This window comes from Ochrobactrum sp. EDr1-4, from assembly GCF_049199085.1.
GTDB lineage: Bacteria > Pseudomonadota > Alphaproteobacteria > Rhizobiales > Rhizobiaceae > Brucella.
The window spans coordinates 464,099-485,883 of sequence record NZ_JBLZOF010000003.1 but is presented as its reverse complement, the minus strand read 5'-3'; the positions used below and the strand labels follow the sequence as shown (position 1 = coordinate 485,883).

Below are 21,785 nucleotides of genomic sequence, written 5' to 3'. Positions count from 1 at the left end.
TTCGGAAAGGATGCGCGTTAAGATAACTATTGAGAGCGCCGATCTGACTTAATCAGATCGAAACGCGCTTTAGATCGGTACACCAGTGAAGAAGTCGTAGATGAGCTTCATGTTCAGAACGACGATGATCGCGGCGGTAATTGCAGCAAGGACTGTCACCCAGCGCGGTGCCACCAGCGCGCCCATCTTTTTCTTTTCTGCCGTGAACATCACAAGCGGAATGACGGCGAACGGCAATTGCAGGCTAAGTACCACCTGAGACAAGATCAGAAGCTCGCTGGTTCCCTGTGATCCATACATGATTGTAACGATGGCAGCCGGAACAATCGCGACAAAGCGTGTGATAGCGCGACGAAGCCATGGCTTCAGTTTGATGTCGATGAAGCCTTCCATCACGATCTGACCAGCCATAGTCGCTGTAATCGTAGAATTAAGACCGCAACACAGCAAAGCTATTGCGAAGAGCGTTGGTGCCAACGCTGAGCCAAGCAGTGGATTGAGCAGGGAATGAGCCTTGTCGAGATCTTCGACGCCTGTATTGCCGGTCGCGTGGAAACTTGCGGCGGCGAGGATCAGGATTGAAGCATTGACCAGCAGTGCAAATGTCAGAGCGATGGTGGAATCAAGCGTGGCATAGCGGATTGCCTCGCGCTTTTCCGGTATTGTTTGGCCATAGTCGCGGGTCTGGATGATGCCCGAATGCAGATAGAGATTATGCGGCATGACCGTCGCACCAATGATGCCCAGTGCAATATATAGCATATCTGGATTGCGCAGGATTTCAGTGGTGGGTGCAAAGCCACGGATAACGTCGCCCCAATTTGGGTCCGCCATCAAAATCTGGATCAGAAAGCAGATAGCAATGACAGCCAGCAGCGCAATGATAAGCGCTTCAACACGACGAAAGCCTTTGTTTTGGAGATAAAGAACCAAAAGCACATCGGCGGCAGTTAGAATGACGCCGATTTCGAGCGGAATGCCAAACAGCAAATTGAGACCAATGGCTGTGCCGATGACTTCAGCAAGATCGGTGGCACAGATGGCAAGTTCTGCGAGCAACCATAAAGGCCAAGCAAGAAAACGCGGATAGGCATCGCGGCAGGCTTGAGCAAGATCACGTCCTGTCGCAACTGCCAGTCGGGTGCAGAGCGCTTGCAAAAGAACAGCCATGAGATTTGAAATCAGCACGACCGACAGCAGCACATAGCCAAAGCGCGAGCCGCCCGCAAGCGATGTTGCCCAGTTGCCGGGGTCCATATAGCCGACTGCAACCAAATAGCCGGGGCCGAAGAAAGCCATGGCGCGGCGGAGTTTTGAACCGGAGCGACTGACCCGTATCGAGCGATGAACATCTGACATCGAAGCTTCGCCGCGATCCCGACGCCAACCTTCAAAAGTAACGTCTTGGGCTGCTGCGGGCGTCGTCGTATCCTCTTGGGCCATCTTAAATGCCATGCTTTAAGCTTCCAAAATGCAATTGCAAATTATTTGCAGTTAATAATCCTGTGTGGTGATTTCGTCAACGGTGGTGGGAAGTGCGCTCTTCATAACTATGTGATCGTGCATGCCGGATATTGGATGAATGCATTGTCGGCTAAACCTGCTCTGATGCGGCGAGGATAAGAGCAAACAAAAGTGCTTCAATTTATTGCGGGGAAAACTTTTCACACAAGACGGATTTATGAAGGTCGCCGTCAAAGGATAACGGTTCATTAAGCTTAATATCCGATAACTGTTTGAACGAATCCGCCAAATCGACACCCGTCTGAAATTGGCCGGAATGATGCGTAAAACACAGGATAGCGGGACGTGGTCCCGAGAAAGGACCGTGATGATGGCTAGCCTCGGCGGAGACCAATCTCAAGCCGAAGGGGCTCAGGTCCGTCACGTTCCGGTGCTTATCTCCGAAGTGATTGACGCTCTGAAACCCGAAACCGGCAAAGTAATTGTCGATGGCACCTTTGGTGCTGGCGGCTATACGCGTTGCATTCTTGAGCAGAGCGCGAATGTGATTGCTATTGATCGTGACCCAACTGCGATTGCCGCAGGGCAGGTTATGGTGAAAGAGTTTGACGGCAGGCTTGATCTTGTTGAGAGCCGTTTCTCGGTGCTGGATCAAGCGGTTGAACAGGTATTGGGAGCGGGTGCCACGGTTGATGGCGTTGTTCTCGATATCGGCGTTTCTTCGATGCAGATTGATGAAGCCGAGCGCGGTTTCTCTTTCCAGAAAGATGGTCCGCTTGATATGCGCATGTCGCGTAAGGGGCCGAGTGCTGCTGACGTCGTGAATCGTCTTAAGATGGGCGACCTTGCGCGCATTTTTAATTTTCTGGGTGAAGAACGTAATGCAGGCCGCATTGCGCGGATGATCGAAAAGCGCCGCGAAGCACAGCCTTTCACGCGTACGCTCGATCTCGCCAATGCGATTGAAGCGCTGGTCGGACGAAATCCAAAGGTGCCAATTCATCCTGCAACGCGTGTATTTCAGGCGTTACGCATATATGTGAATGACGAATTGGGCGAACTTGCGCGCGCATTGCTTGCTGCCGAGCGCGTTTTGAAGCCCGGCGGGCGTCTTGTTGTTGTGACATTCCATTCGCTCGAAGATCGTATGGTTAAGCGCTATTTTGCAGATCGTTCCGGCGGCAGTGCTGGATCGCGGCATTTGCCGGAAACGCATGTGCGGCTGCCAAGCTTTACGCCTGCAGTGAAGGGCGCTGTCGGCCCAACGGCAGAAGAAGAAGAGCGCAATCCTCGCTCGCGCTCCGCAAAATTACGTGCAGGTGTGCGAACTGAAAATCCGCCTCTTGAAGATGATTTGACGCTTTTTGGGTTGCCTAAGCTGCCTGAAACGCACGAACTGGCCCGGAGTTGAACGAGTGCTGCGTACTTTTGAACTCATCATGATTGCGGCAATGCTGGTAGCAGCAACGATCACCTATACCATCAAATATGATGCGGAGAGGCAGATCTCGGTTATTGCTAAACTTCAACGCCAGATCAATTCTGAGAAGGACACGATTACGCTTCTGCGCGCAGACTGGGCATTGATGAACCAGCCGGGACGTTTGCAGAGCCTCGTTGGGGTTTACTCGGAAGAGTTGAAGCTTGAGCCGATTGAGGCGCAGCAGCTGGCTATGGGTGTCGAAGATATTCCTGAGCGCCAGCTTGATGATATTCAGAAATTGATTTCCGGCAGCGACGAGCTGGTCGCGAGCGGCGTTCTGGAACCAGACGCAACGACCACCGGAAGCGTTAAAAAGAATGGAGCGAGGCACTGATCATGCGGCTGAAGCTCGGATTTTCCATGAAGAACAAAAATACGATTGATGACGGCAACACGCCGGCTGGCAATGAAAAGCTGGCCGGCAACATGGCGTTTGTGGGTTCGCGCAAAAAACACGGTAATCGTGCGCGCAATCGTTTGTGGATGGCCATTGTCTGTTTCGTCGGCATTTATGGCGTTATCGGTGGAAAGCTCGTCTATTTCGGCGTCATTGGTGGTGAAGACGATGACTCCAACGGTCCTGCTGTGCATCAGCTTGCATCGCGTCCCGATATTCTGGACCGTAACGGCGAGATACTCGCGACCGATATTAAGACCGCGTCGCTGTTTGCCGAACCGCGCAAAATCGTTGATCCTGACGAAACCATTGAACTGCTTTCAACTGTTATTCCTGATCTTGATTGGGAAGCCACTTATCGTCGCTTGAAGGGTGGCGCAGGGTTCGTATGGATTAAGCGTGGCCTCACACCACGTCAGCAGAGCCAGATCATGGCGCTTGGCGTGCCCGGTATTGGTTTCCGTACCGAAAAGCGCCGCTTCTACCCGGGTGGTCCGACCGCGTCGCATATTCTTGGTCTCGTCAATGTCGACAATCAGGGCATTGCCGGTATGGAGAAATATGTCGACAGTCAGGGCTTAAGCGACTTGCGAGCGGCTGGCATGGCCACCGCGCAATCACTTGAACCAATCAAGCTGTCGATTGACATTCGTGTTCAGCACATTATGCGCGACGTACTCGTCAAAGCGGTCGAACGCTACCGCGCTATTGCTGCGGGTGCTGTTGTTCTCAACGTGAAGACCGGTGAAGTTATTGCTATGGCGTCCGTGCCGGATTTCGATCCGAACAATCCAGTGAATGCGCTGGATAAGGATCGCCTTAACCGTATGTCGGCGGGCACCTATGAAATGGGTTCGACGATTAAGAGCTTCACCACGGCGATGGCGCTCGACTCTGGCAAGTTTACGCTGAACTCGAAGATCGATGCCTCGCGTCCGCTGGTTATTGGTCGTCAGACCATCCGCGACTTCCACGGTAAGGGCCGTGTGTTGACGCTGCCGGAAGTTTTCATCTTCTCATCCAATATTGGTTCGGGTCACGAAGCCAATGTGGTTGGTATTGAAGGGCATCGCGCGTTCTTGAAAAAGCTTGGTCTTCTGGATCGTATGCAGACAGAGCTTCCAGAAGTTGCGCGCCCGGTTGAGCCGCGCGTTTGGAAGAAAGTTCATTCGATGACCATTTCGTTTGGTCACGGCATGATGACCACGCCATTGCAGACGGCGGTTGGTGCGGCGGCGCTTATGAATGGCGGCAAGCTGATTGAGCCAACTTTCCTGGCGCGTACACAGGCTCAGGCCGATCAAGTCGCCCAGCAGGTTATCCATCCCCAAGTCTCTGCCGATATGCGTTATCTCTATCGTCTGAATGCGACTGCACAGGGTGGTTCGGGTAAGCGCGCAACGGTTCAGGGCTATCGCGTCGGCGGAAAAACCGGCACGGCGGAAAAGGTCGTTCATGGCCGCTATTCGAAAGATGTGCGCTTTAATGCCTTCCTTGCATCGTTCCCGATGGATGATCCAACCTATGTGGTTTTGACCATTATTGACGAGCCAAAGCCTGAAGAAGGTAAGTACAGCGCGACCGCTGGTCTGAATGCTGCACCGATGGTTGCTGATATTATTCGCCGCTCAGCCACTTTTTTAGGGGTTAAGCCCGATTTTAAACAGGAATTTGCGCCAGCAGAGTCGGAGATCGCTTCTGTTGATTCTGCAAATGACTGATTTGTGTAATTGCCTGTAACGCGTGATACGTCCCTTTATCTGGAATTGGTATGACCATGAAGTTGAAAGACATCGCACTTTTTAAGGATCTTACCTCCGGTTCCGCAGGTGATTTCGAAATTACTGGCGTTACATCGGATTCCCGCAAAGTGGAGCCGGGCTTTCTGTTTGCAGCTCTGAAAGGCGTTAAGGCGGATGGCTCAGCCTATGCGATTGATGCGGTCAAACGTGGTGCAGTTGCAGTTATCGCAGGCAAGAGTGCCGTTCTCGAAAATCTCGACGTGCCTGTCCTTCATGTAGACGATCCCCGCCATGCGCTCGCGGTAGCTAGCGCTCAATTTTATGGCAAGCAGCCGGAAGTTATGGTTGCAGTCACAGGTACAAGCGGCAAAACGTCGGTCGCTTCATTTACGCGTCAGATTTGGGCATATGCTGGTTTTCCTGCCGCCAACATTGGGACCACTGGCGTTTTCTCGCCAACGCGTAGCGATTATAATTCGCTGACCACGCCTGATCCGGTTGAGTTGCAGCGCCTTCTGGCCGAGCTTGCCGATGAAGGTGTGACCCATGCTGCGATGGAAGCTTCGTCGCATGGTCTTGACCAGCGTCGCCTTGACGGTGTGAAGCTTGCCGCTGGCGCCTTCACCAATCTTGGTCGCGATCACATGGATTATCACGCCACGATTGAAGAATATCTGCATGCCAAGATGCGCCTGTTTGATACGCTTTTGCCAAAAGGCTCGCCTGCGATTATTTTTGCGGATGATCAGTTTTCTCCGCAGGCTATTGAAGCTGCGAAGGCCGCTGGCTGCGATGTAAAGACTGTTGGCCGTAAGGGTGATTTCATCACCATTAAGCGCGTTGAACATGAGCGTTTCCGCCAGCATGTGGAAGTGCGTATCGCTGACGAAATCTTTGAAATTGAACTGCCACTGGCTGGTGATTTTCAGGTTGCGAATGCGCTGGTGTCGGCTGGCCTTGCAATGGTGACCGGCGTTCCGGCTGCGGCTGCAATGCGTGCACTTGAACGCCTCAAAGGTGCGCCGGGGCGTCTTGATCTCGTTGGTGCGACTGAAGAGGGTGCACCCGCCTATGTGGATTATGCCCATAAGCCAGAAGCGCTTGAAAATGTGCTGACGTCTGTGCGCCCGTTTACAACTGGCCGCGTGATCGTGGTGTTTGGTTGCGGCGGCGACCGTGACAAGGGCAAGCGCCCGATCATGGGCGAAATCGCAGCGCGTCTTGCTGATGTGGCAATTGTTACCGACGACAACCCACGTTCAGAAGTACCGGCGCAAATTCGCTCGGAAATTATGGCCGCGGCTCCGGGAGCGACCGAAATCGGTGACCGTCGCGAGGCGATTTTCACAGCAGTTTCGATGATGATGCCTGGCGACACACTGGTTGTTGCGGGCAAGGGACATGAAGAAGGTCAGATCGTTGGCAATATTACGTTGCCATTCTCTGATCATACGGAAGTGGCGGCAGCACTTGGCGCGCGCCTTGAGGAGCATAAGGGATGAGTGACTGGCTTTGGACATCTGCCGATATGGTGGAGGCCATGGAAGGCCGGCCTTTTGGTACGTTGCCTGCGGGGATCACCGGAATTTCCATCGATAGCCGCACGTTGAAAGAAGGCGAAGCTTTCTTCGCGATCAAGGGCGATTTGTTTGACGGGCATGATTTTGCAACGGCTGCCATGGCCGCTGGTGCAGGTCTTCTCGTGGTAAACGAATCCCGCCTTCCGGCGCTTGGTCATCTCAAAGTCCCGATGATCGTCGTGGAAGACGTACTTGAATCTTTGACCAAGCTTGGGCTTGCCTCGCGTGAACGCTCCAAAGCGCAGATTATTGCTGTCACAGGCTCAGTCGGTAAGACGACAACTAAGGAAGCACTGCGTCATGTGCTTGCCGATAGTGGCAAAGTTCATGCGTCGGTTGCCTCATTCAACAATCATTGGGGCGTGCCGCTGACGCTTGCGCGTATGCCAGCCGATACCGATTACGGTGTGTTTGAAATCGGCATGAATCATCATGACGAAATTCGTCCGCTGGTGAAGATGGTGCGTCCGCATGTGGCGCTGATTACGTTGATCGCGCCTGCGCATCTTGGCCATTTTGCAAATCTTGAAGAAATCGCAGTAGCAAAAGCTGAGATTTTTGAAGGCGTTGTGCCGGGCGGTTATGCGCTGCTTAATCGCGACGACAAGCGCTTCAAACAGCTTGAAGAGCTGGCTGAAAAGGCAGGCGTTGAGCATATTGTTACGTTTGGTGAAAATGCGCGTTCGGACTATCGTCTGCGTGAAGTCAAAATGCATCCGACCTGTTCATGCATGACCGTTAAAATAGGCAATGAAGAAGCTGTCGTCAAAGTCGGCATGCCGGGACGCCATATTGTGCAGAACATGCTTGCCGTTCTGGGTGCTGCCCATCTTGTCGGCGCTGATACGGCAAAGGTTGCCATTGCTATGGCAACGTTGACCGCTGAAGGTGGGCGCGGCGCGCGCCATGTGCTGGAACACCCGGACGGTGGTTCTTTCACACTGATTGATGAAAGCTATAACGCCAATCCAACGTCGATGCGCGCATCGCTTTCACTTTTGCAGGCAACGCCGCCGGAAGGTCCACGCGGTCGCCGCATCGCAATTTTGGGCGATATGCTGGAGCTGGGCCGTCAGTCCGGCAAGCTTCATGCTGACCTTGCGCGCCCGATTGTCGATGCGGAAGTGAACGTACTTTATATCGGTGGCCGTGAAATGTCGGTGCTGAAAAACGCCTTGCCGGTTGAAATTCACGTCGAATACAGGCAGAGCACCGAGGAATTATTGCCATTGGTGATGAAAGCAGTCCGCCCCGGTGATGTTGTCATGGTGAAATCCTCCAAAGGGATCGGTTTCGCTAAGATCGTCAAGGCGCTGACAAACCAGTTTCCACCGGTGGTGCCTGCCGAATAGGCGTGTTTGAGGGATTTTTCTCCGTATGTTGATGCTTCTTGCAGTTTTTGCCGATCATGTGACTCCGTTCAACGTGTTTCGCTACATCACGTTCCGCACCGGCGGCGCGATGATTACTTCGGCACTGATCGTTTTCTTGTTTGGTCCTGCGATCATCAATTCGCTGCGTGCGCGACAGGGAAAGGGTCAGCCAATCCGTGCCGACGGTCCTCAGACCCACTTCAAGAAAGCGGGTACGCCCACCATGGGCGGCCTGATGATTATGACCGGCATTCTCGTGTCATGTTTCTTCTGGGCTAATCTCTCCAGCGTTTATGTCTGGGTTGTCTTGATGGTCACGGTCGGCTTTGGCGCAATCGGCTTTTACGATGATTATCTGAAAGTGACGAAGCAGTCGGATAAAGGGTTTTCCGGTAAGTCGCGTCTGGCAATCGAGTTCTTCATTGCCGCTATTGCAGCCTTCATCATCATGCGCGCAGGGCAGGAGCCGTTCTCGTCGTCGCTGACATTCCCGTTTGTGAAGCAGTTCGTACTTAATCTCGGTTGGTTCTTCATTCCCTTTGCGGCCTTCGTGATGGTTGGCGCAGGCAATGCGGTGAACCTGACCGATGGTCTTGATGGTCTCGCAATTGTGCCAGTGATGGTGGCTGCGGCTTCGTTTGGCTTTATTGCCTATCTTTCGGGTAACGCGATCTTTGCGGATTACCTGCAAATCCACTTTGTTCCGGGTACAGGTGAACTGGCTGTCGTTCTGGGTGCAGTGATTGGCGCGGGGCTTGGCTTCCTTTGGTTCAATGCACCTCCTGCCGCGATCTTCATGGGTGACACGGGTTCGCTGGCACTTGGCGGCATGCTCGGAACTGTTGCTGTTGCCACCAAGCACGAGATCGTTCTTGCGATCATTGGCGGTCTCTTCGTCATGGAAGCGCTTTCGGTAATTATTCAGGTTGGCTCGTTCAAGCTTACCGGCAAGCGCGTGTTTCTGATGGCACCCATTCATCATCATTTTGAAAAGAAGGGCTGGACGGAAAGTCAGGTCGTGATCCGTTTCTGGATCGTGGCGATTATCCTTGCCATGATCGGCCTTTCCACACTGAAGCTGAGATAAGGCAGACGAATGATCCCGATCACCGCCCTTAAAGATAAGACTGTTGCCCTCTTCGGATTGGGTGGGTCGGGCATTGCAACGGCCAAGGCTATTGTGGCTGGTGGCGCGAAGATCATTGCTTGGGATGATAATCCCGACAGTGTGGCCCGCGCGCAAAGCGCAGGCATTGCAACAGGTGATCTGAGGCAGGCGGACTGGTCACAGTTCGCTGCCTTTGTGCTTTCGCCGGGTGTTCCGCTGACCCATCCAAAGCCACACTGGACGGTGGATCTGGCACGCGCTGCTGGCGTTGAGATTATCGGCGATGTTGAACTGTTCGTACGCGAGCGTAATCATATCGCGCCAGATTGCCCGTTTATTGCTATCACTGGCACCAACGGCAAATCGACCACGACCGCGCTGATTGCGCATATCATCAAGGCATCAGGCCGCGATATGCAGCTTGGTGGCAATATAGGCACAGCGATCCTGACATTGGACGCGCCTGCGCCAAACCGTTTCTATGTGGTTGAGTGTTCGTCTTACCAGATTGATCTTGCGCCATCGCTTAATCCGACTGCTGGAATTTTGCTTAATCTGACGCCGGATCATCTTGATCGCCATGGTTCGATGGAAAACTATGCCGCAATCAAGGAGCGGCTGGTTGCGAAAAGCGGCGTGGCAATCATTGGCGTCGATGACGACTATTGCCTCAGCATTGCAGATCGTCTCGAAAGCACTGGCGTAAAAGTCGCGCAAATTTCCAAGGACAAACGCCTTGAGAATGGTGCGTTTGCAGATGGTGCAAAGCTCTATTCCGCTAAAGCTGGTGGCGTTGAGGATTTAGCTTCGCTTGAAGGTATTGGTTCGCTGCGCGGCGCGCATAATGCGCAGAACGCGCTTGCAGCTATCACTGCCTGTCTTGCGGTTGGTCTTTCAATCGAAGAAATTCGTGCTGGTCTGAAAAGCTTCCCTGGTCTCGCGCATCGCATGGAGCAAGTGGGCCATCGCGGTAAAGTCCTGTTCGTCAATGATTCAAAGGCGACCAATGCCGAAGCAACCGCGCCAGCCTTGTCATCTTTTGCCAATCATATTTACTGGATTGCTGGTGGTGTACCCAAGGCTGGTGGCATCAGCGCTTTGTCGGAATTTTTCCCGCGTATCACCAAAGCCTATTTGATCGGTGAAGCTGCGGCGCAATTTGCTGCCACACTTGGCGATGCGGTGTCGTTTGAAATTTCCGACACTTTGGCTGCGGCTGTTGAACATGCGGCACGTGATGCTGGCAATGACGCTTCAAGCGAGCCGGTAGTTCTGCTTTCGCCAGCCTGCGCAAGCTTTGATCAGTTTCAGAATTTTGAAAAACGCGGTGATGCATTCCGCAGCGCCGTTCTCGCACTCCCGGGTATTGAGCCAATCGGAGGGAAAAGCTGATGGTAAGTCGCGTTGACCGTGGTGCTGTTGCCAATTGGTGGTGGACAATCGACCGTTACTTTCTCGCTGCATGTTTGGGTCTGATGGGCCTTGGCGTGCTGCTCTCCTTTGCGGCAAGTCCTGCGGTTGCGCAGCGCATTGGTCTTGACAGCTTTCATTTTGTTGAGCGTCAGACATTCTTTATGATACCCGCTGTGGCGGTGATGATTGGCGTGTCATTCCTGTCGCCGCGTCAGGTCAGACGTTTTGCATTGCTGCTGCTGGGGGCATCGCTCTTCCTGATGCTTGCGGCTTTGTTCGTGGGTATTGAGATTAAAGGCGCGCGTCGTTGGGTCAGCCTTGCGGGTGTTTCCATTCAGCCGTCCGAGTTTATGAAGCCTGCTTTTGTGGTGATTTGTGCGTGGCTTTTCTCAGAGCGCGAGCGCGGTGGACATATGCCGGGTTATTTTTTGGCCATGGCGTTGTTCTGCGTGACCGCAGGATTGCTGATGTTGCAACCTGACTTCGGGCAAACCATGCTGACCACTGGCACATGGGGCGCGATGTTCTTTCTCGCTGGCCTGCCGATGTTCTGGATTCTCGTTCTTGGCGGTATCGCAGTCGTAGGCGCTTTTGGTGCTTATATGACGCTGGATCACGTTGCGGGCCGTGTGAATCGATTCATGACCGGCGAGGGCGACACGTTTCAGGTGGATGCAGGTCGCGAAGCCATTTTGCGTGGCGGCTGGTTCGGTCAGGGACCGGGCGAAGGCACCGTTAAGCGCATCATTCCTGATAGTCATACCGATTTTATTTTCTCTGTGGCTGCTGAAGAATATGGCATCATTCTTTGCATGATCATCATGGCGCTGTTTGCGTTTATCGTGATCCGTGGCTTGTCGATTGCGCTTCGTGAGCGTGATGCTTTCACGCGTCTTGCTGTTTCCGGCATCGTGATCCTGTTTGGCTTCCAGTCAATCATCAACATGGCGGTTAATCTGCATCTGATGCCTGCAAAGGGTATGACGCTGCCATTCATATCTTATGGTGGTTCATCGCTTGTAGCGATTGCAATCACAATGGGTATTCTGCTGGCGTTGACACGCCGTCGTCCGGAAGCGCGTATGACGCATACGGTGAGCATGGGTGCCGATGTGAACAGGCGCATTCCGGTTTTGTGAGGGAACTATGGGCAAAGGCGTAATTGTACTGGCTGCTGGGGGGACTGGCGGCCATCTGTTTCCAGCTGAAGCACTGGCGCATGAGTTGAAGTCTCGCGGCTGGGATGTGCATCTGGCAACGGACGCTCGCGCGCAGCGTTTTGCCGGAGCCTTCGCGGAGGATCATGTGCATGTGATCCGTTCAGCAACCATTGCCGGGCGTAATCCGATTGCGCTGGCACGTACGCTTTGGTCGTTGTGGCAGGGTAATCTCGACAGCCGCAAACTGTTCCGTCGCCTGAAACCGAAACTGGTTGCTGGCTTTGGCGGTTATCCGACGTTGCCGCCGCTTTATGCTGCGAGCAATATGGGTATCCCGACAATGGTGCATGAGCAGAATGCCGTCATGGGCCGTGCCAATAAGGGTTTGGCTTCGCGCGTGAAGGCAATTGCTGGCGGGTTCTTGCCAGAAACTGCTGGTTCTTTTGCCGATAAGATTATTTCGACGGGCAATCCGGTTCGTCCGCCTGTGCTTGCAGCTGCCAAAACATCCTATCGACCAGCCAAAGAGGGGCAGCGTTTTCGTCTGCTGGTATTTGGTGGCAGTCAGGGTGCGCAGTTTTTCTCACAAGCTATTCCCGAAGCGATTGCGCTTTTGCCAGACAGTGAACGGGCAAGGCTGCTGATTACCCAGCAAGCACGCAAAGAAGATGAAGCGGCTGTTCGCGCTGCTTATCAAAAGCTGCGTATTCTTGCGGATGTTGCGCCGTTCTTCAACGATATGCCAGCACGCATTGCCGATGCGCATTTTGTTATTTCACGTTCGGGGGCTTCGACCGTCTCCGAAATTGCAGCCATTGGCCGTCCGGCAATACTGGTGCCTTTCCCGCATGCGCTTGATCATGATCAGGCAGCGAATGCCGCAGCTCTTGCGAGCGCTGGCGGTTGCGAAGTTGTCCGACAGGCAGAGCTAACGCCACAGCGATTGGCTGACATCATCAGTGCGGCGATTAACGAGCCAGAAAGGCTTGAACAACAGGCCAAAGCTGCAAAAAGCGTTGGTAAGCCTGATGCCGCGCAGTTGCTTGCTGATCTCGCAGAGGCTATTGCAGCAGGACAATCAGTTCAGGAATTTAAAGAAGGAACTCGGCCATGAAAATGCCGCTCAACATCGGGCTTGTCCATTTTATCGGGATCGGCGGCATTGGCATGAGCGGCATTGCGGAAGTGCTGCACAATCTTGGCTATAAGGTTCAGGGCTCGGATCAGTCGGACAGCGCCAATGTGCAGCGTCTGCGTGAGAAGGGCATTGAAGTCTTCGTCGGTCACAAGGCTGAGAATCTCGGCGATGCAGAAGTGATCGTCGTTTCAACTGCGATCAAGAAGACCAATCCAGAATTGTCCGCAGCGCGCGAAAAGCTTTTGCCGATTGTTCGCCGCGCCGAAATGTTGGCCGAACTAATGCGCTTCCGCCGCGCGGTTGCCATTGGCGGCACCCATGGCAAGACCACCACCACGTCGATGGTTGCAGCTTTGCTTGATGCGGGACATCTGGATCCGACGGTTATCAATGGCGGCATTATCAATGCCTATGGCACCAATGCCCGTATGGGCGATGGTGACTGGATGGTTGTCGAAGCGGATGAAAGCGACGGCACATTCCTCAAGCTTCCTGCCGATATTGCTGTCGTGACCAACATTGATCCGGAACATCTCGATCATTACGGCAATTTTGATAATGTGCGCGCAGCTTTCGCGCAGTTCGTTGAAAATGTGCCATTTTATGGCTTTGGCGTTATGTGTCTTGATCATCCTGAAGTGCAGGCTCTGGTAAGCCGCATTGAGGATCGCCGCATCGTAACCTACGGTCAAAATCCGCAGGCCGATGTGCGTTTTGTTAATCATCGCATGGAAGGCGCTGTCAGCCTATTTGATGTGCTGATCCGTTCGCGCAAGGGTGAAACGACAGAGATTAAGGATCTGCGTTTGCCAATGCCGGGCATGCACAATGTTTCCAACGCAACGGCAGCCATTGCGGTTGCGCATGAGCTGGGTATTTCCGCCGATGATATTCGTCGTGGCCTTGGCGCATTTGGTGGTGTGAAGCGTCGCTTTACCCATACGGGCACGTGGAATGGCGTTGAGATTTTCGATGACTACGGACACCATCCGGTTGAAATTCGCGCAGTGCTGAAAGCCGCACGCGAAGCAACCAAGGGTCGTGTCGTCGGTATTGTTCAGCCGCATCGTTATACGCGTCTGCACAGCTTGTTTGATGAGTTTGCAGCGTGCTTCAATGATGCCGATACGGTGATTGTCGCGCCGGTTTATACCGCTGGCGAAGACCCGATTGAAGGCGTAAATTCGGAAACGCTCGTTTCGCGCATCAAGACCGCCGGCCATCGCGATGCACGTTATGCCAGTGGTCCAGAAACATTGGCGCCGCTTGTTGCATCGGTCGCGGAACCCGGAGATTTCGTGGTTTTCCTTGGTGCGGGCAACATCACGCAATGGGCTTATGCACTTCCGAAAGAACTGGCTGAACAGGGTAAAAAGTGATGGAAAGCGGCGAAGCGCTTCTCAAAAAGCTCGACGGCAGGCTGTCTGGCCTTCGCGGGCGCATGATGCCGGACGCTGGCATGGATAAGATCACATGGTTTCGTGCCGGTGGTCCTGCACAGGTTCTGTTTCAGCCAGCAGATGAAGAAGATTTGTCCGAGTTTCTGAAAGCCGTACCGGAAGAGATTCCGCTTCTGGTTGTAGGGGTTGGTTCTAATCTGCTTGCGCGTGACGGTGGTATTCCGGGCTTTGTGGTGCGCTTGTCAGCCAAGGGTTTTGGTAGTGTCGAACAGGTGTCGGAAACGCAGTTGAGGGCAGGGACCGCAACGCCAGATAAGCGTGTAGCAGCAGCAGCGCTTGAGGCTGGTCTTGCAGGTCTCCATTTTTATCACGGCATTCCGGGTGCTATTGGCGGCGCTTTGCGGATGAATGCCGGTGCCAATGGCGTTGAAACCCGCGAGCGCGTGGTGGAAGTGCGCGCACTTGATCGCAAGGGCGAACTACACATTCTATCCAATGCCGATATGGGTTATGCTTATCGTCATTCCTCAGCATCGCCTGATCTGATTTTCACCTCAGCGCTCTTTGAAGGTGTTCCGGGAGACCGTGAAGACATTCAGAAGGCCATGGACGAAGTGCAGAATCACCGCGAAACGGTGCAGCCCGTGCGCGAGAAAACCGGTGGTTCAACCTTCAAAAACCCTGAAGGGTCGTCTGCTTGGAAAGAAATCGACAAGGCTGGCTGTCGTGGCTTGCGTGTTGGTGGCGCACAGATGTCGGAGATGCACTGCAATTTCATGATCAATACGGGTGACGCCACCGGATATAATCTCGAAACGCTCGGTGAGACAGTTCGCGCTAAAGTTTATGAGACTTCCGGCATTCGCCTTCATTGGGAGATCAAGCGGCTCGGCTTGTTCCGTGAAGGACAGGAAGTTAAAGAATTCTTATAAAAATTAACATTTTAAGAAGCCCGGATTTCCCACTGAAATTCCGGGCTTTTTTCGGCTTATTGAGTCGTTCGTAAGTTGCTCCCCTTTTGATAGGGGCTTGCCACGGAATCAACTCTCTGATTCTTTATGGTTAACCGTACAGTGATTTGATTCGTCAGAGTTTTCTGACTTGGGTGTCTGCTGCGTAGTGTAGCCGGGCTATCCTGATTCTATTTTTGATTCGAGCGCAGGGGATGCGCAGAGGGGATGACTAACGTGGCTGGACAGAAGGCTGTAAAGCATGTTGCCGTTTTGATGGGCGGTTTCTCTTCAGAGCGTCCTGTCAGTCTGTCGTCTGGTGCTGCTTGTGCTACGGCTCTCGAAGAGCGCGGCTACCGCGTTACGCGTGTTGATGTTGATCGCAATGTTGCCAGTGTTCTCGCTGAGTTGAAGCCTGATGTGGCGTTCAATGCGCTGCACGGTCCGTTCGGTGAAGATGGCACCATTCAGGGTATCCTTGAATATCTCCAAATTCCTTACACGCATTCCGGTGTGCTGGCTTCAGCGCTTGCCATGGATAAGGATCGCGCCAAGACTGTTGCGTCTGCTGCAGGTGTAGCAGTTGCTCCTTCGCGCCTGATGAACCGTTTTGAAATCGGCAATGAGCATCCGATGCAGCCGCCTTATGTGGTGAAGCCTGTACGCGAAGGTTCAAGCTTCGGTGTTGTCATCGTTCAGGAAGATCAGACTCATCCTCCGCAAATCATCAGCTCGGCCGAGTGGAATTATGGTGCGGACGTTCTGGTCGAAAAATATATCGCCGGACGGGAACTGACCTGCGCCGTGATGGGTGATCGCGCGATGGACGTCTGCGAGATCATTCCGGTAGGGCATCAGTTCTACGATTTTGATTCAAAATATGTGCCGGGTGCATCAACTCATGTGTGTCCTGCAAAAATTTTACCAAATATTTACCAAAAAATTCAAATAATGGCCCTTACGGCGCATCGGGCAATCGGGTGTCGGGGCGTAAGCAGATCAGACTTCCGTTTCGATGATCGTTTTTCCGAAGAAGGCGAAGTTATTTGGCTGGAAGTTAACACTCAGCCGGGAATGACTCCTACCTCGCTCGTACCTGATATCGCGAAAGCGGCGGGTATCTCTTTTGGTGAATTGTTGAGTTGGTTGGTGGAGGACGCGTCTTGTTTGCGTTAAAAGGCAGATCAAATGAATACAGGCGTTCTGGCGCGATGCGTGATGCATCGGGTGCAGCCTTTGTTCTGCCGCGCTTTCTGCGCAAGCCCTTCCGCTTTGCTGTTCGTTTGTTTCAGGGAAACATCAATGTGCCGCGTTATGCTGGCACGATTGGTATGCTTGGTTTTCTCGGTGCAACCGGCGTTTACGGCATGGTTCTTGGTGGTCACTCCGAGAATATGGTCAAGGCAACTGCTTCGACCCTTGGTTTTGCAATTGAAGATGTGAAGGTGGTTGGTAACAACGAGACCTCCGATATTGATATTCTCGGTCAGCTTGAGCTGGATGGTGAAACATCGCTCGTTGGTTTGAGTGCTGAGGCTGCGCGTCAGGCGATTACGAAGCTTCCTTGGGTTGAAAGCGCAGAAGTGCGCAAGGTTTATCCGGGCACGCTGCTGGTGTCGCTTGAAGAGCGTAAAGCTTTCGCGGTCTGGCAGAATGGTCAGGAACTTTCACTGATTGATTCGGCAGGCGATACAATCGTTCCGTTCCGTCCGGGTCGTTACAACGCTCTCCCGCTCGTGGTCGGTGAAGGTGCTGAAAAGCGCGTTAAGGGCTTCGTAGACGAGGTTGCTGCCTATCCTGCGCTGGCTGGTAAGGTTCGTGCTTATATTCGCGTTGCTGATCGTCGCTGGGACATTCTGCTTGAAAACGGCGTTCGCATCATGCTGCCGGAAAATGAGCCGATGAAGGCTCTTGCCGAAGTCGAAAAGATGGATAGCGAAAAGCACCTGCTGTCTCGCGACATTGCTGCGGTCGATATGCGTCTTGATGATCGTGTTACGGTTCAGCTGACAGCGAGTGGCATGGAGCAGCGTGAGAAGTTCCTGGCAGATCGTAAAAAAGAATTAGCCCGCACGGGGAAACGCGTATGAGTATTCTTGGCGGAAAAAGTTCATCACAAGCTGGAAGTGCAGGGCGCAAGGTGCGCCTGCTGACAGTTCTGGATGTTGGTTCAAGCAAGGTTTCTTGCGTGATTGCGCGTCTGCGTCCACATGAAGCGGGTGCGCTGCTTCCGGGTCGTACGCATCGCATGGAAGTGCTTGGCATTGGCCATCAGCGTTCGCGTGGTGTGAAGTCTGGCGTCATCATCGATCTTGATGCGGCTGAACAGTCGATCCGTCTTGCCGTTGATGCTGCTGAGCGCATGGCTGGTCTGACAGTTGATAGCCTGATCGTCAACATTTCCGCCGGTCGTCTTAAGAGCGAAACCTTTACCGCGAGCGTTAATCTCGGCGGTCATGACGTTGAACAGACCGATATTCGTCGCGTATTGGCCGCTGGTGCCAAGCAGGCATTGGCTGCGGAACGTCACCTCGTTCACTCGCTGCCTGTTGGTTACACGCTTGATGGCGAACGCGGCATTCGTGATCCACTTGGTATGCTGGGTGACAGCCTCGGCGTCGATATGCATGTTCTGACGGCTGATGCGGCACCGCTTCGTAATCTCGAATTGTGCATCAATCGTTGCCACCTTTCGGTCGAAGCAATCGTTGCCACGCCTTATGCAAGCGGCCTTGCAGCGCTCGTTGGTGATGAAGCCGAAATGGGTGCGGCATGCATCGATATGGGCGGCGGCACGACCACGATTTCCGTCTTCTCTGAAGGCAAGTTCATTCACGCCGATGCGGTTGCTATCGGCGGCTCGCACGTCACGATGGATGTGGCACGCGGCTTTTCCACGCGCATGGAAGATGCTGAGCGCCTTAAGGTTATGTACGGCTCGGCGCTGCCAAGTGCAGCCGACGACCGCGATCTCATCTCGGTGCCGCCAATTGGCGATGACGAGCGTGATGTCCCCAATCAATATCCGCGTTCGGTTTTGACGCGGATCATCCGTGCACGTGTGGAAGAAACGCTGGAACTGGTTCGCGACAGGCTGAACCAGTCGGGCCTCGGACACATCGTTGGCAAGCGCGTGGTGCTGACAGGTGGCGCAAGCCAGCTTCCGGGCATGCCAGAAGCAGCCAGACGGATACTTGCAAGGAATGTGCGTATCGGGCGTCCGCTAGGAATAGCGGGATTGCCTGAAGCGGCTAAGGGTGCGGCTTTCTCCGCGACTGTTGGACTTCTGATCTACCCGCAAGTGGCAGGGATTGAAGAACGGTCGGTGAAAGCAGCTTCCTCCGGTCTTATGACTGGTACGGGCGGGCGAATTCAGCGTGTCGGCCAATGGCTGAGAGAGAGTTTTTGAGTACACATTGAGTGATTCATTGCGTGATGTGGGCGTAACCATCAGCGTAATAACCAATTAGCACCGCGGCGGCGAAGCGGTGAGAGGCTTTAAGAGGAACGAGAACCATGACAATTAATCTGCAAAAGCCGGACATTACCGAGCTGAAGCCTCGCATCACCGTGTTCGGTGTCGGTGGCGGCGGCGGCAACGCGGTCAACAACATGATCAATGCCGGTTTGCGCGGTGTGGATTTTGTTGTGGCAAACACTGACGCGCAGGCTTTGACGATGTCGAAGTCCGAGCGCATGATCCAGCTCGGTGCAGCTGTCACCGAAGGTCTCGGTGCTGGTTCGCAGCCAGAAGTTGGCCGTGCAGCTGCTGAAGAATGCATCGACGAAATCGTCGATCACCTCAATGGCACGCATATGTGCTTCGTCACTGCAGGTATGGGCGGCGGCACCGGTACGGGTGCAGCTCCTGTCGTAGCACGTGCTGCACGCGAACGCGGTATCCTCACCGTTGGCGTTGTAACAAAGCCTTTCCATTTTGAAGGTGCTCGCCGCATGAAGACGGCTGAGCTCGGCATCGAAGAACTGCAGAAGAACGTCGATACACTTATCGTCATTCCAAACCAGAACCTCTTCCGCATTGCCAACGACAAGACCACCTTCGCTGATGCTTTCGCAATGGCTGATCAGGTGCTCTATTCGGGCGTTGCTTGCATCACCGATCTGATGGTCAAGGAAGGCCTCATCAACCTCGACTTTGCTGACGTTCGCTCGGTTATGCGCGAAATGGGCAAAGCGATGATGGGTACTGGCGAAGCTTCGGGCGACGGCCGCGCGATGGCTGCTGCTGAAGCTGCAATTGCGAACCCGCTGCTCGACGAAACCTCGATGCGCGGTGCAAAGGGTCTTCTGATCTCGATCACTGGTGGTCGCGATATGACCCTGTTCGAAGTGGACGAAGCTGCTACACGTATCCGTGAAGAAGTTGATCCAGAAGCCAACATTATCCTTGGTGCGACTTTTGATGAAGGACTAGAAGGCGTTATTCGCGTCTCTGTTGTTGCCACTGGCATCGACAAGAAGATCGGAGACGCGGCGCCTGCGCCGCTGGAATTTCGCCAGCCGGTAAAGCCAGTTGCTCAACAGACAAAGCCGATGACTGCGCATGGTATTCTGCGCCCTCCGGTTGTTGAACAGCCACGTCACGTCGAACAGCCTGCACCGGTTGCTCAGTCGATTGAGACTGAAATTCCAGCTGCACCAGTGGCCCCAGCCGCCTCTGCGGCACCTGAGTTCCGCCCGCAGAGCCGCATTTTCCAGGCTCCTGCTGCTGACAGCTTTGAACGCGCACCTGTTGCTCGTCCAGTCGCTCCACAGCCGCAGATGCATCACAATCAGGCAACTGCTCCAGTCATGCAGCCGCAGGCTTACCAGCAGCCACAGCAGATGCATGCAGAACCGGCTCCTCAGCCACGTCCTGCTCCGCGTATGCCAGCTGTTTCTGATTTCCCACCTGTTGCACAGGCAGAAATCAATGCACGTCGTGCAGCGCCTCAGCAGCCTGTTCAGGAAGAACGCGGCCCAATGGGTCTGCTTTCCCGCCTGACACGTGGTTTGACCCGTCGTGAAGAAGAGCAGCCAGCAGCTCGCCTTGAGCCAGCTCAGCAGCGCGAACCTGCGATGCGTCAGCCAGAGCAGCGCCGTCCAATGCAGCAGGACGCTTCGATCTATGCACCGCGTCGCGGCCAGCTTGACGATCAGGGCCGTCCACAGCCACGCGCTGCTTCGGAAGAAGACCAGCTCGAAATTCCAGCGTTCCTGCGCCGTCAGTCTAACTGATCAGCAAACGCTGTCTGAAATAAAAAGCCGCAGGGGATTCCTTGCGGCTTTTTTTGTTGGCACTTCATTATGCTTTGTAAGAAAGCGTGATTTTGATCGGCTATAGGCAACCACTATTTGTAGCGAATGCTTACATGTTTGTGTGAGCGGACTTCTGTGTAACAGTTGCTCATTTTTGCCATATCTCTTTTATTTAAGGGGCATGAAGAAAGCTCGGTTACGTTGATTTTCTCGCGAAGAAGGTTCAGGCCGATGCGGGATCGAGTTTTGATAGAAGATAGATTGGACCCCGTTTTGAGCGTTTATCAAAAGACAATTGGCCGTGTTTTCACGTTGTCGGGCGTTGGTGTCCATGGTGGTACGAGTGCGTCGGCTACCTTTATACCTGCTGAGGCGAATACGGGCATTGTCTTCCGTCGTTCTGATATTCAGGATGCCCCTGATACGCGCGCTCATGCTTCCGAGATTGGCGCGACCGATCTGTGTACGGCTCTTGGGCCGCAAGAAGCGCGAATCAATACCGTTGAGCATTTGATGGCTGCAATTGCGGCTCTGGGCATTGATAATCTTATTATCGAGGTTGAGGGACCAGAGGTTCCCATTCTCGACGGCACGTCTGCGCGTTTTATTGATGCGTTTGATGAAGCCGGCATTGTTACGCAAGATGCCAAGCGCCGCTTCATTCGTATTCTGAAAACTGTACGTGTGGAAGCGGGCGGTTCATGGGGTGAATTCCAGCCCTATTCGGGTACGCGTTACGAAGTCGAAATCGACTTTGAATGCCCGCTGATTGGTCGCCAGAAATACGCGAATGACATCAATGAAGACGTCTTCCGCAAAGACATATCGACCGCACGTACGTTTGGCTTCATGAAAGACGTTGAGCGGTTGTGGGCCGCTGGTTTGGCCCTTGGTTCATCGCTTGATAATTCGCTTGTCATTGGCGACGATAATTCGGTGATCAACCCGGGCGGGTTGCGGTTCACGGATGAGTTTGTGCGTCATAAGACGCTGGATGCCGTAGGTGATCTCGCGCTTGCTGGTTTGCCGTTTATCGGCTGCTTCCGGTCCTATCGCGGTGGTCACAGGTTGAATGCTGAAACGGTAAAGGCGCTTCTGGCCGACAAATCGAATTACGATATTGTTGAAGCAAGCGGTGTTCGTCGCAATTCTGATAATTCGGATCTGGTGACTGTGCGTCCGAATATTTCTGCACCTTGGGCACTTTAAGGGTGTGATGCGAAGGACTTAGCGTTTATGGCCATAATTGGGCCGTGATCGCCGGGTCATGTTTGCGATGAGTCGGTGTATCGTATGTGAAGTGACAGCCAGACCTCTC

17 protein-coding genes are annotated in these 21,785 nt (G+C 53.7%); 16 read left to right on the top strand and 1 reads right to left on the bottom strand.

The genetic code is table 11. The annotated features are described in order from the left end of the window. Positions 1-69 precede the first annotated feature (69 nt). On the bottom strand, positions 70-1,443 hold the full coding sequence (locus ACOZHT_RS13390) for an Nramp family divalent metal transporter (RefSeq protein WP_421565866.1): 1,374 nt from the start codon (positions 1,441-1,443) through the stop codon (positions 70-72). Between the two features lie 388 nt (positions 1,444-1,831). On the opposite strand from ACOZHT_RS13390, the gene rsmH reads away from it, so the two are divergent. The 16 genes from rsmH (at position 1,832) to lpxC (ending at position 21,676) form a co-directional block, all read left to right on the top strand. Next, positions 1,832-2,875, top strand: coding sequence for a 16S rRNA (cytosine(1402)-N(4))-methyltransferase RsmH (rsmH, locus tag ACOZHT_RS13385; protein ID WP_339511678.1), 1,044 nt, complete (start codon positions 1,832-1,834; stop codon positions 2,873-2,875). A gap of 4 nt (positions 2,876-2,879) precedes the next feature. Next, positions 2,880-3,281, top strand: a complete 402-nt coding sequence (gene ftsL, locus ACOZHT_RS13380) for a cell division protein FtsL (RefSeq protein ID WP_310009820.1) — start codon at positions 2,880-2,882, stop codon at positions 3,279-3,281. Between the two features lie 2 nt (positions 3,282-3,283). Further along, positions 3,284-5,065, top strand: coding sequence for a penicillin-binding protein 2 (locus tag ACOZHT_RS13375; RefSeq protein ID WP_339511681.1), 1,782 nt, complete (start codon positions 3,284-3,286; stop codon positions 5,063-5,065). A 50-nt stretch (positions 5,066-5,115) separates the two neighbouring features. Then, positions 5,116-6,588 (top strand): UDP-N-acetylmuramoyl-L-alanyl-D-glutamate--2,6-diaminopimelate ligase, encoded by a 1,473-nt coding sequence (locus ACOZHT_RS13370; RefSeq protein WP_339511683.1) that lies wholly within the window; start codon positions 5,116-5,118, stop codon positions 6,586-6,588. Continuing rightward, entirely contained in the window at positions 6,585-8,018 is a 1,434-nt protein-coding gene (locus ACOZHT_RS13365) for a UDP-N-acetylmuramoylalanyl-D-glutamyl-2,6-diaminopimelate--D-alanyl-D-alanine ligase (protein ID WP_339511685.1), read from the top strand. The genes ACOZHT_RS13370 and ACOZHT_RS13365 overlap by 4 nt, the downstream gene beginning before the upstream one ends. A gap of 25 nt (positions 8,019-8,043) precedes the next feature. Continuing rightward, complete coding sequence (mraY, locus tag ACOZHT_RS13360) at positions 8,044-9,126, top strand: phospho-N-acetylmuramoyl-pentapeptide-transferase (RefSeq protein ID WP_339511687.1); 1,083 nt, start codon at positions 8,044-8,046, stop codon at positions 9,124-9,126. A 9-nt stretch (positions 9,127-9,135) separates the two neighbouring features. Beyond that, positions 9,136-10,539, top strand: coding sequence for a UDP-N-acetylmuramoyl-L-alanine--D-glutamate ligase (gene murD / locus ACOZHT_RS13355; protein ID WP_339511689.1), 1,404 nt, complete (start codon positions 9,136-9,138; stop codon positions 10,537-10,539). Then, positions 10,539-11,699, top strand: coding sequence for a putative lipid II flippase FtsW (gene ftsW / locus ACOZHT_RS13350; protein WP_339511691.1), 1,161 nt, complete (start codon positions 10,539-10,541; stop codon positions 11,697-11,699). The genes murD and ftsW overlap by 1 nt, the downstream gene beginning before the upstream one ends. Positions 11,700-11,706: 7 nt before the next feature. Beyond that, positions 11,707-12,834, top strand: coding sequence for an undecaprenyldiphospho-muramoylpentapeptide beta-N-acetylglucosaminyltransferase (murG, locus tag ACOZHT_RS13345; RefSeq protein WP_339511693.1), 1,128 nt, complete (start codon positions 11,707-11,709; stop codon positions 12,832-12,834). After that, a complete protein-coding gene (gene murC, locus ACOZHT_RS13340; RefSeq protein WP_421565822.1) occupies positions 12,831-14,237 on the top strand; it encodes a UDP-N-acetylmuramate--L-alanine ligase in 1,407 nt (468 codons plus the stop codon). The genes murG and murC overlap by 4 nt, the downstream gene beginning before the upstream one ends. Beyond that, complete coding sequence (murB, locus tag ACOZHT_RS13335; protein ID WP_421565821.1) at positions 14,237-15,190, top strand: UDP-N-acetylmuramate dehydrogenase; 954 nt, start codon at positions 14,237-14,239, stop codon at positions 15,188-15,190. Before murC ends, murB begins: the two co-directional genes overlap by 1 nt. A 246-nt stretch (positions 15,191-15,436) precedes the next feature. After that, a complete protein-coding gene (locus tag ACOZHT_RS13330; protein WP_421565820.1) occupies positions 15,437-16,384 on the top strand; it encodes a D-alanine--D-alanine ligase in 948 nt (315 codons plus the stop codon). Then, entirely contained in the window at positions 16,372-17,298 is a 927-nt protein-coding gene (locus tag ACOZHT_RS13325; RefSeq protein ID WP_339511699.1) for a cell division protein FtsQ/DivIB, read from the top strand. Before ACOZHT_RS13330 ends, ACOZHT_RS13325 begins: the two co-directional genes overlap by 13 nt. Next, a complete protein-coding gene (ftsA, locus tag ACOZHT_RS13320; protein ID WP_339511701.1) occupies positions 17,295-18,617 on the top strand; it encodes a cell division protein FtsA in 1,323 nt (440 codons plus the stop codon). Before ACOZHT_RS13325 ends, ftsA begins: the two co-directional genes overlap by 4 nt. Positions 18,618-18,724: 107 nt before the next feature. Further along, on the top strand, positions 18,725-20,446 hold the full coding sequence (ftsZ, locus tag ACOZHT_RS13315) for a cell division protein FtsZ (RefSeq protein ID WP_339511703.1): 1,722 nt from the start codon (positions 18,725-18,727) through the stop codon (positions 20,444-20,446). 294 nt (positions 20,447-20,740) lie between these two features. Then, positions 20,741-21,676, top strand: coding sequence for a UDP-3-O-acyl-N-acetylglucosamine deacetylase (gene lpxC, locus ACOZHT_RS13310; protein ID WP_421565819.1), 936 nt, complete (start codon positions 20,741-20,743; stop codon positions 21,674-21,676). The last annotated feature ends 109 nt before the right edge of the window (positions 21,677-21,785 follow it).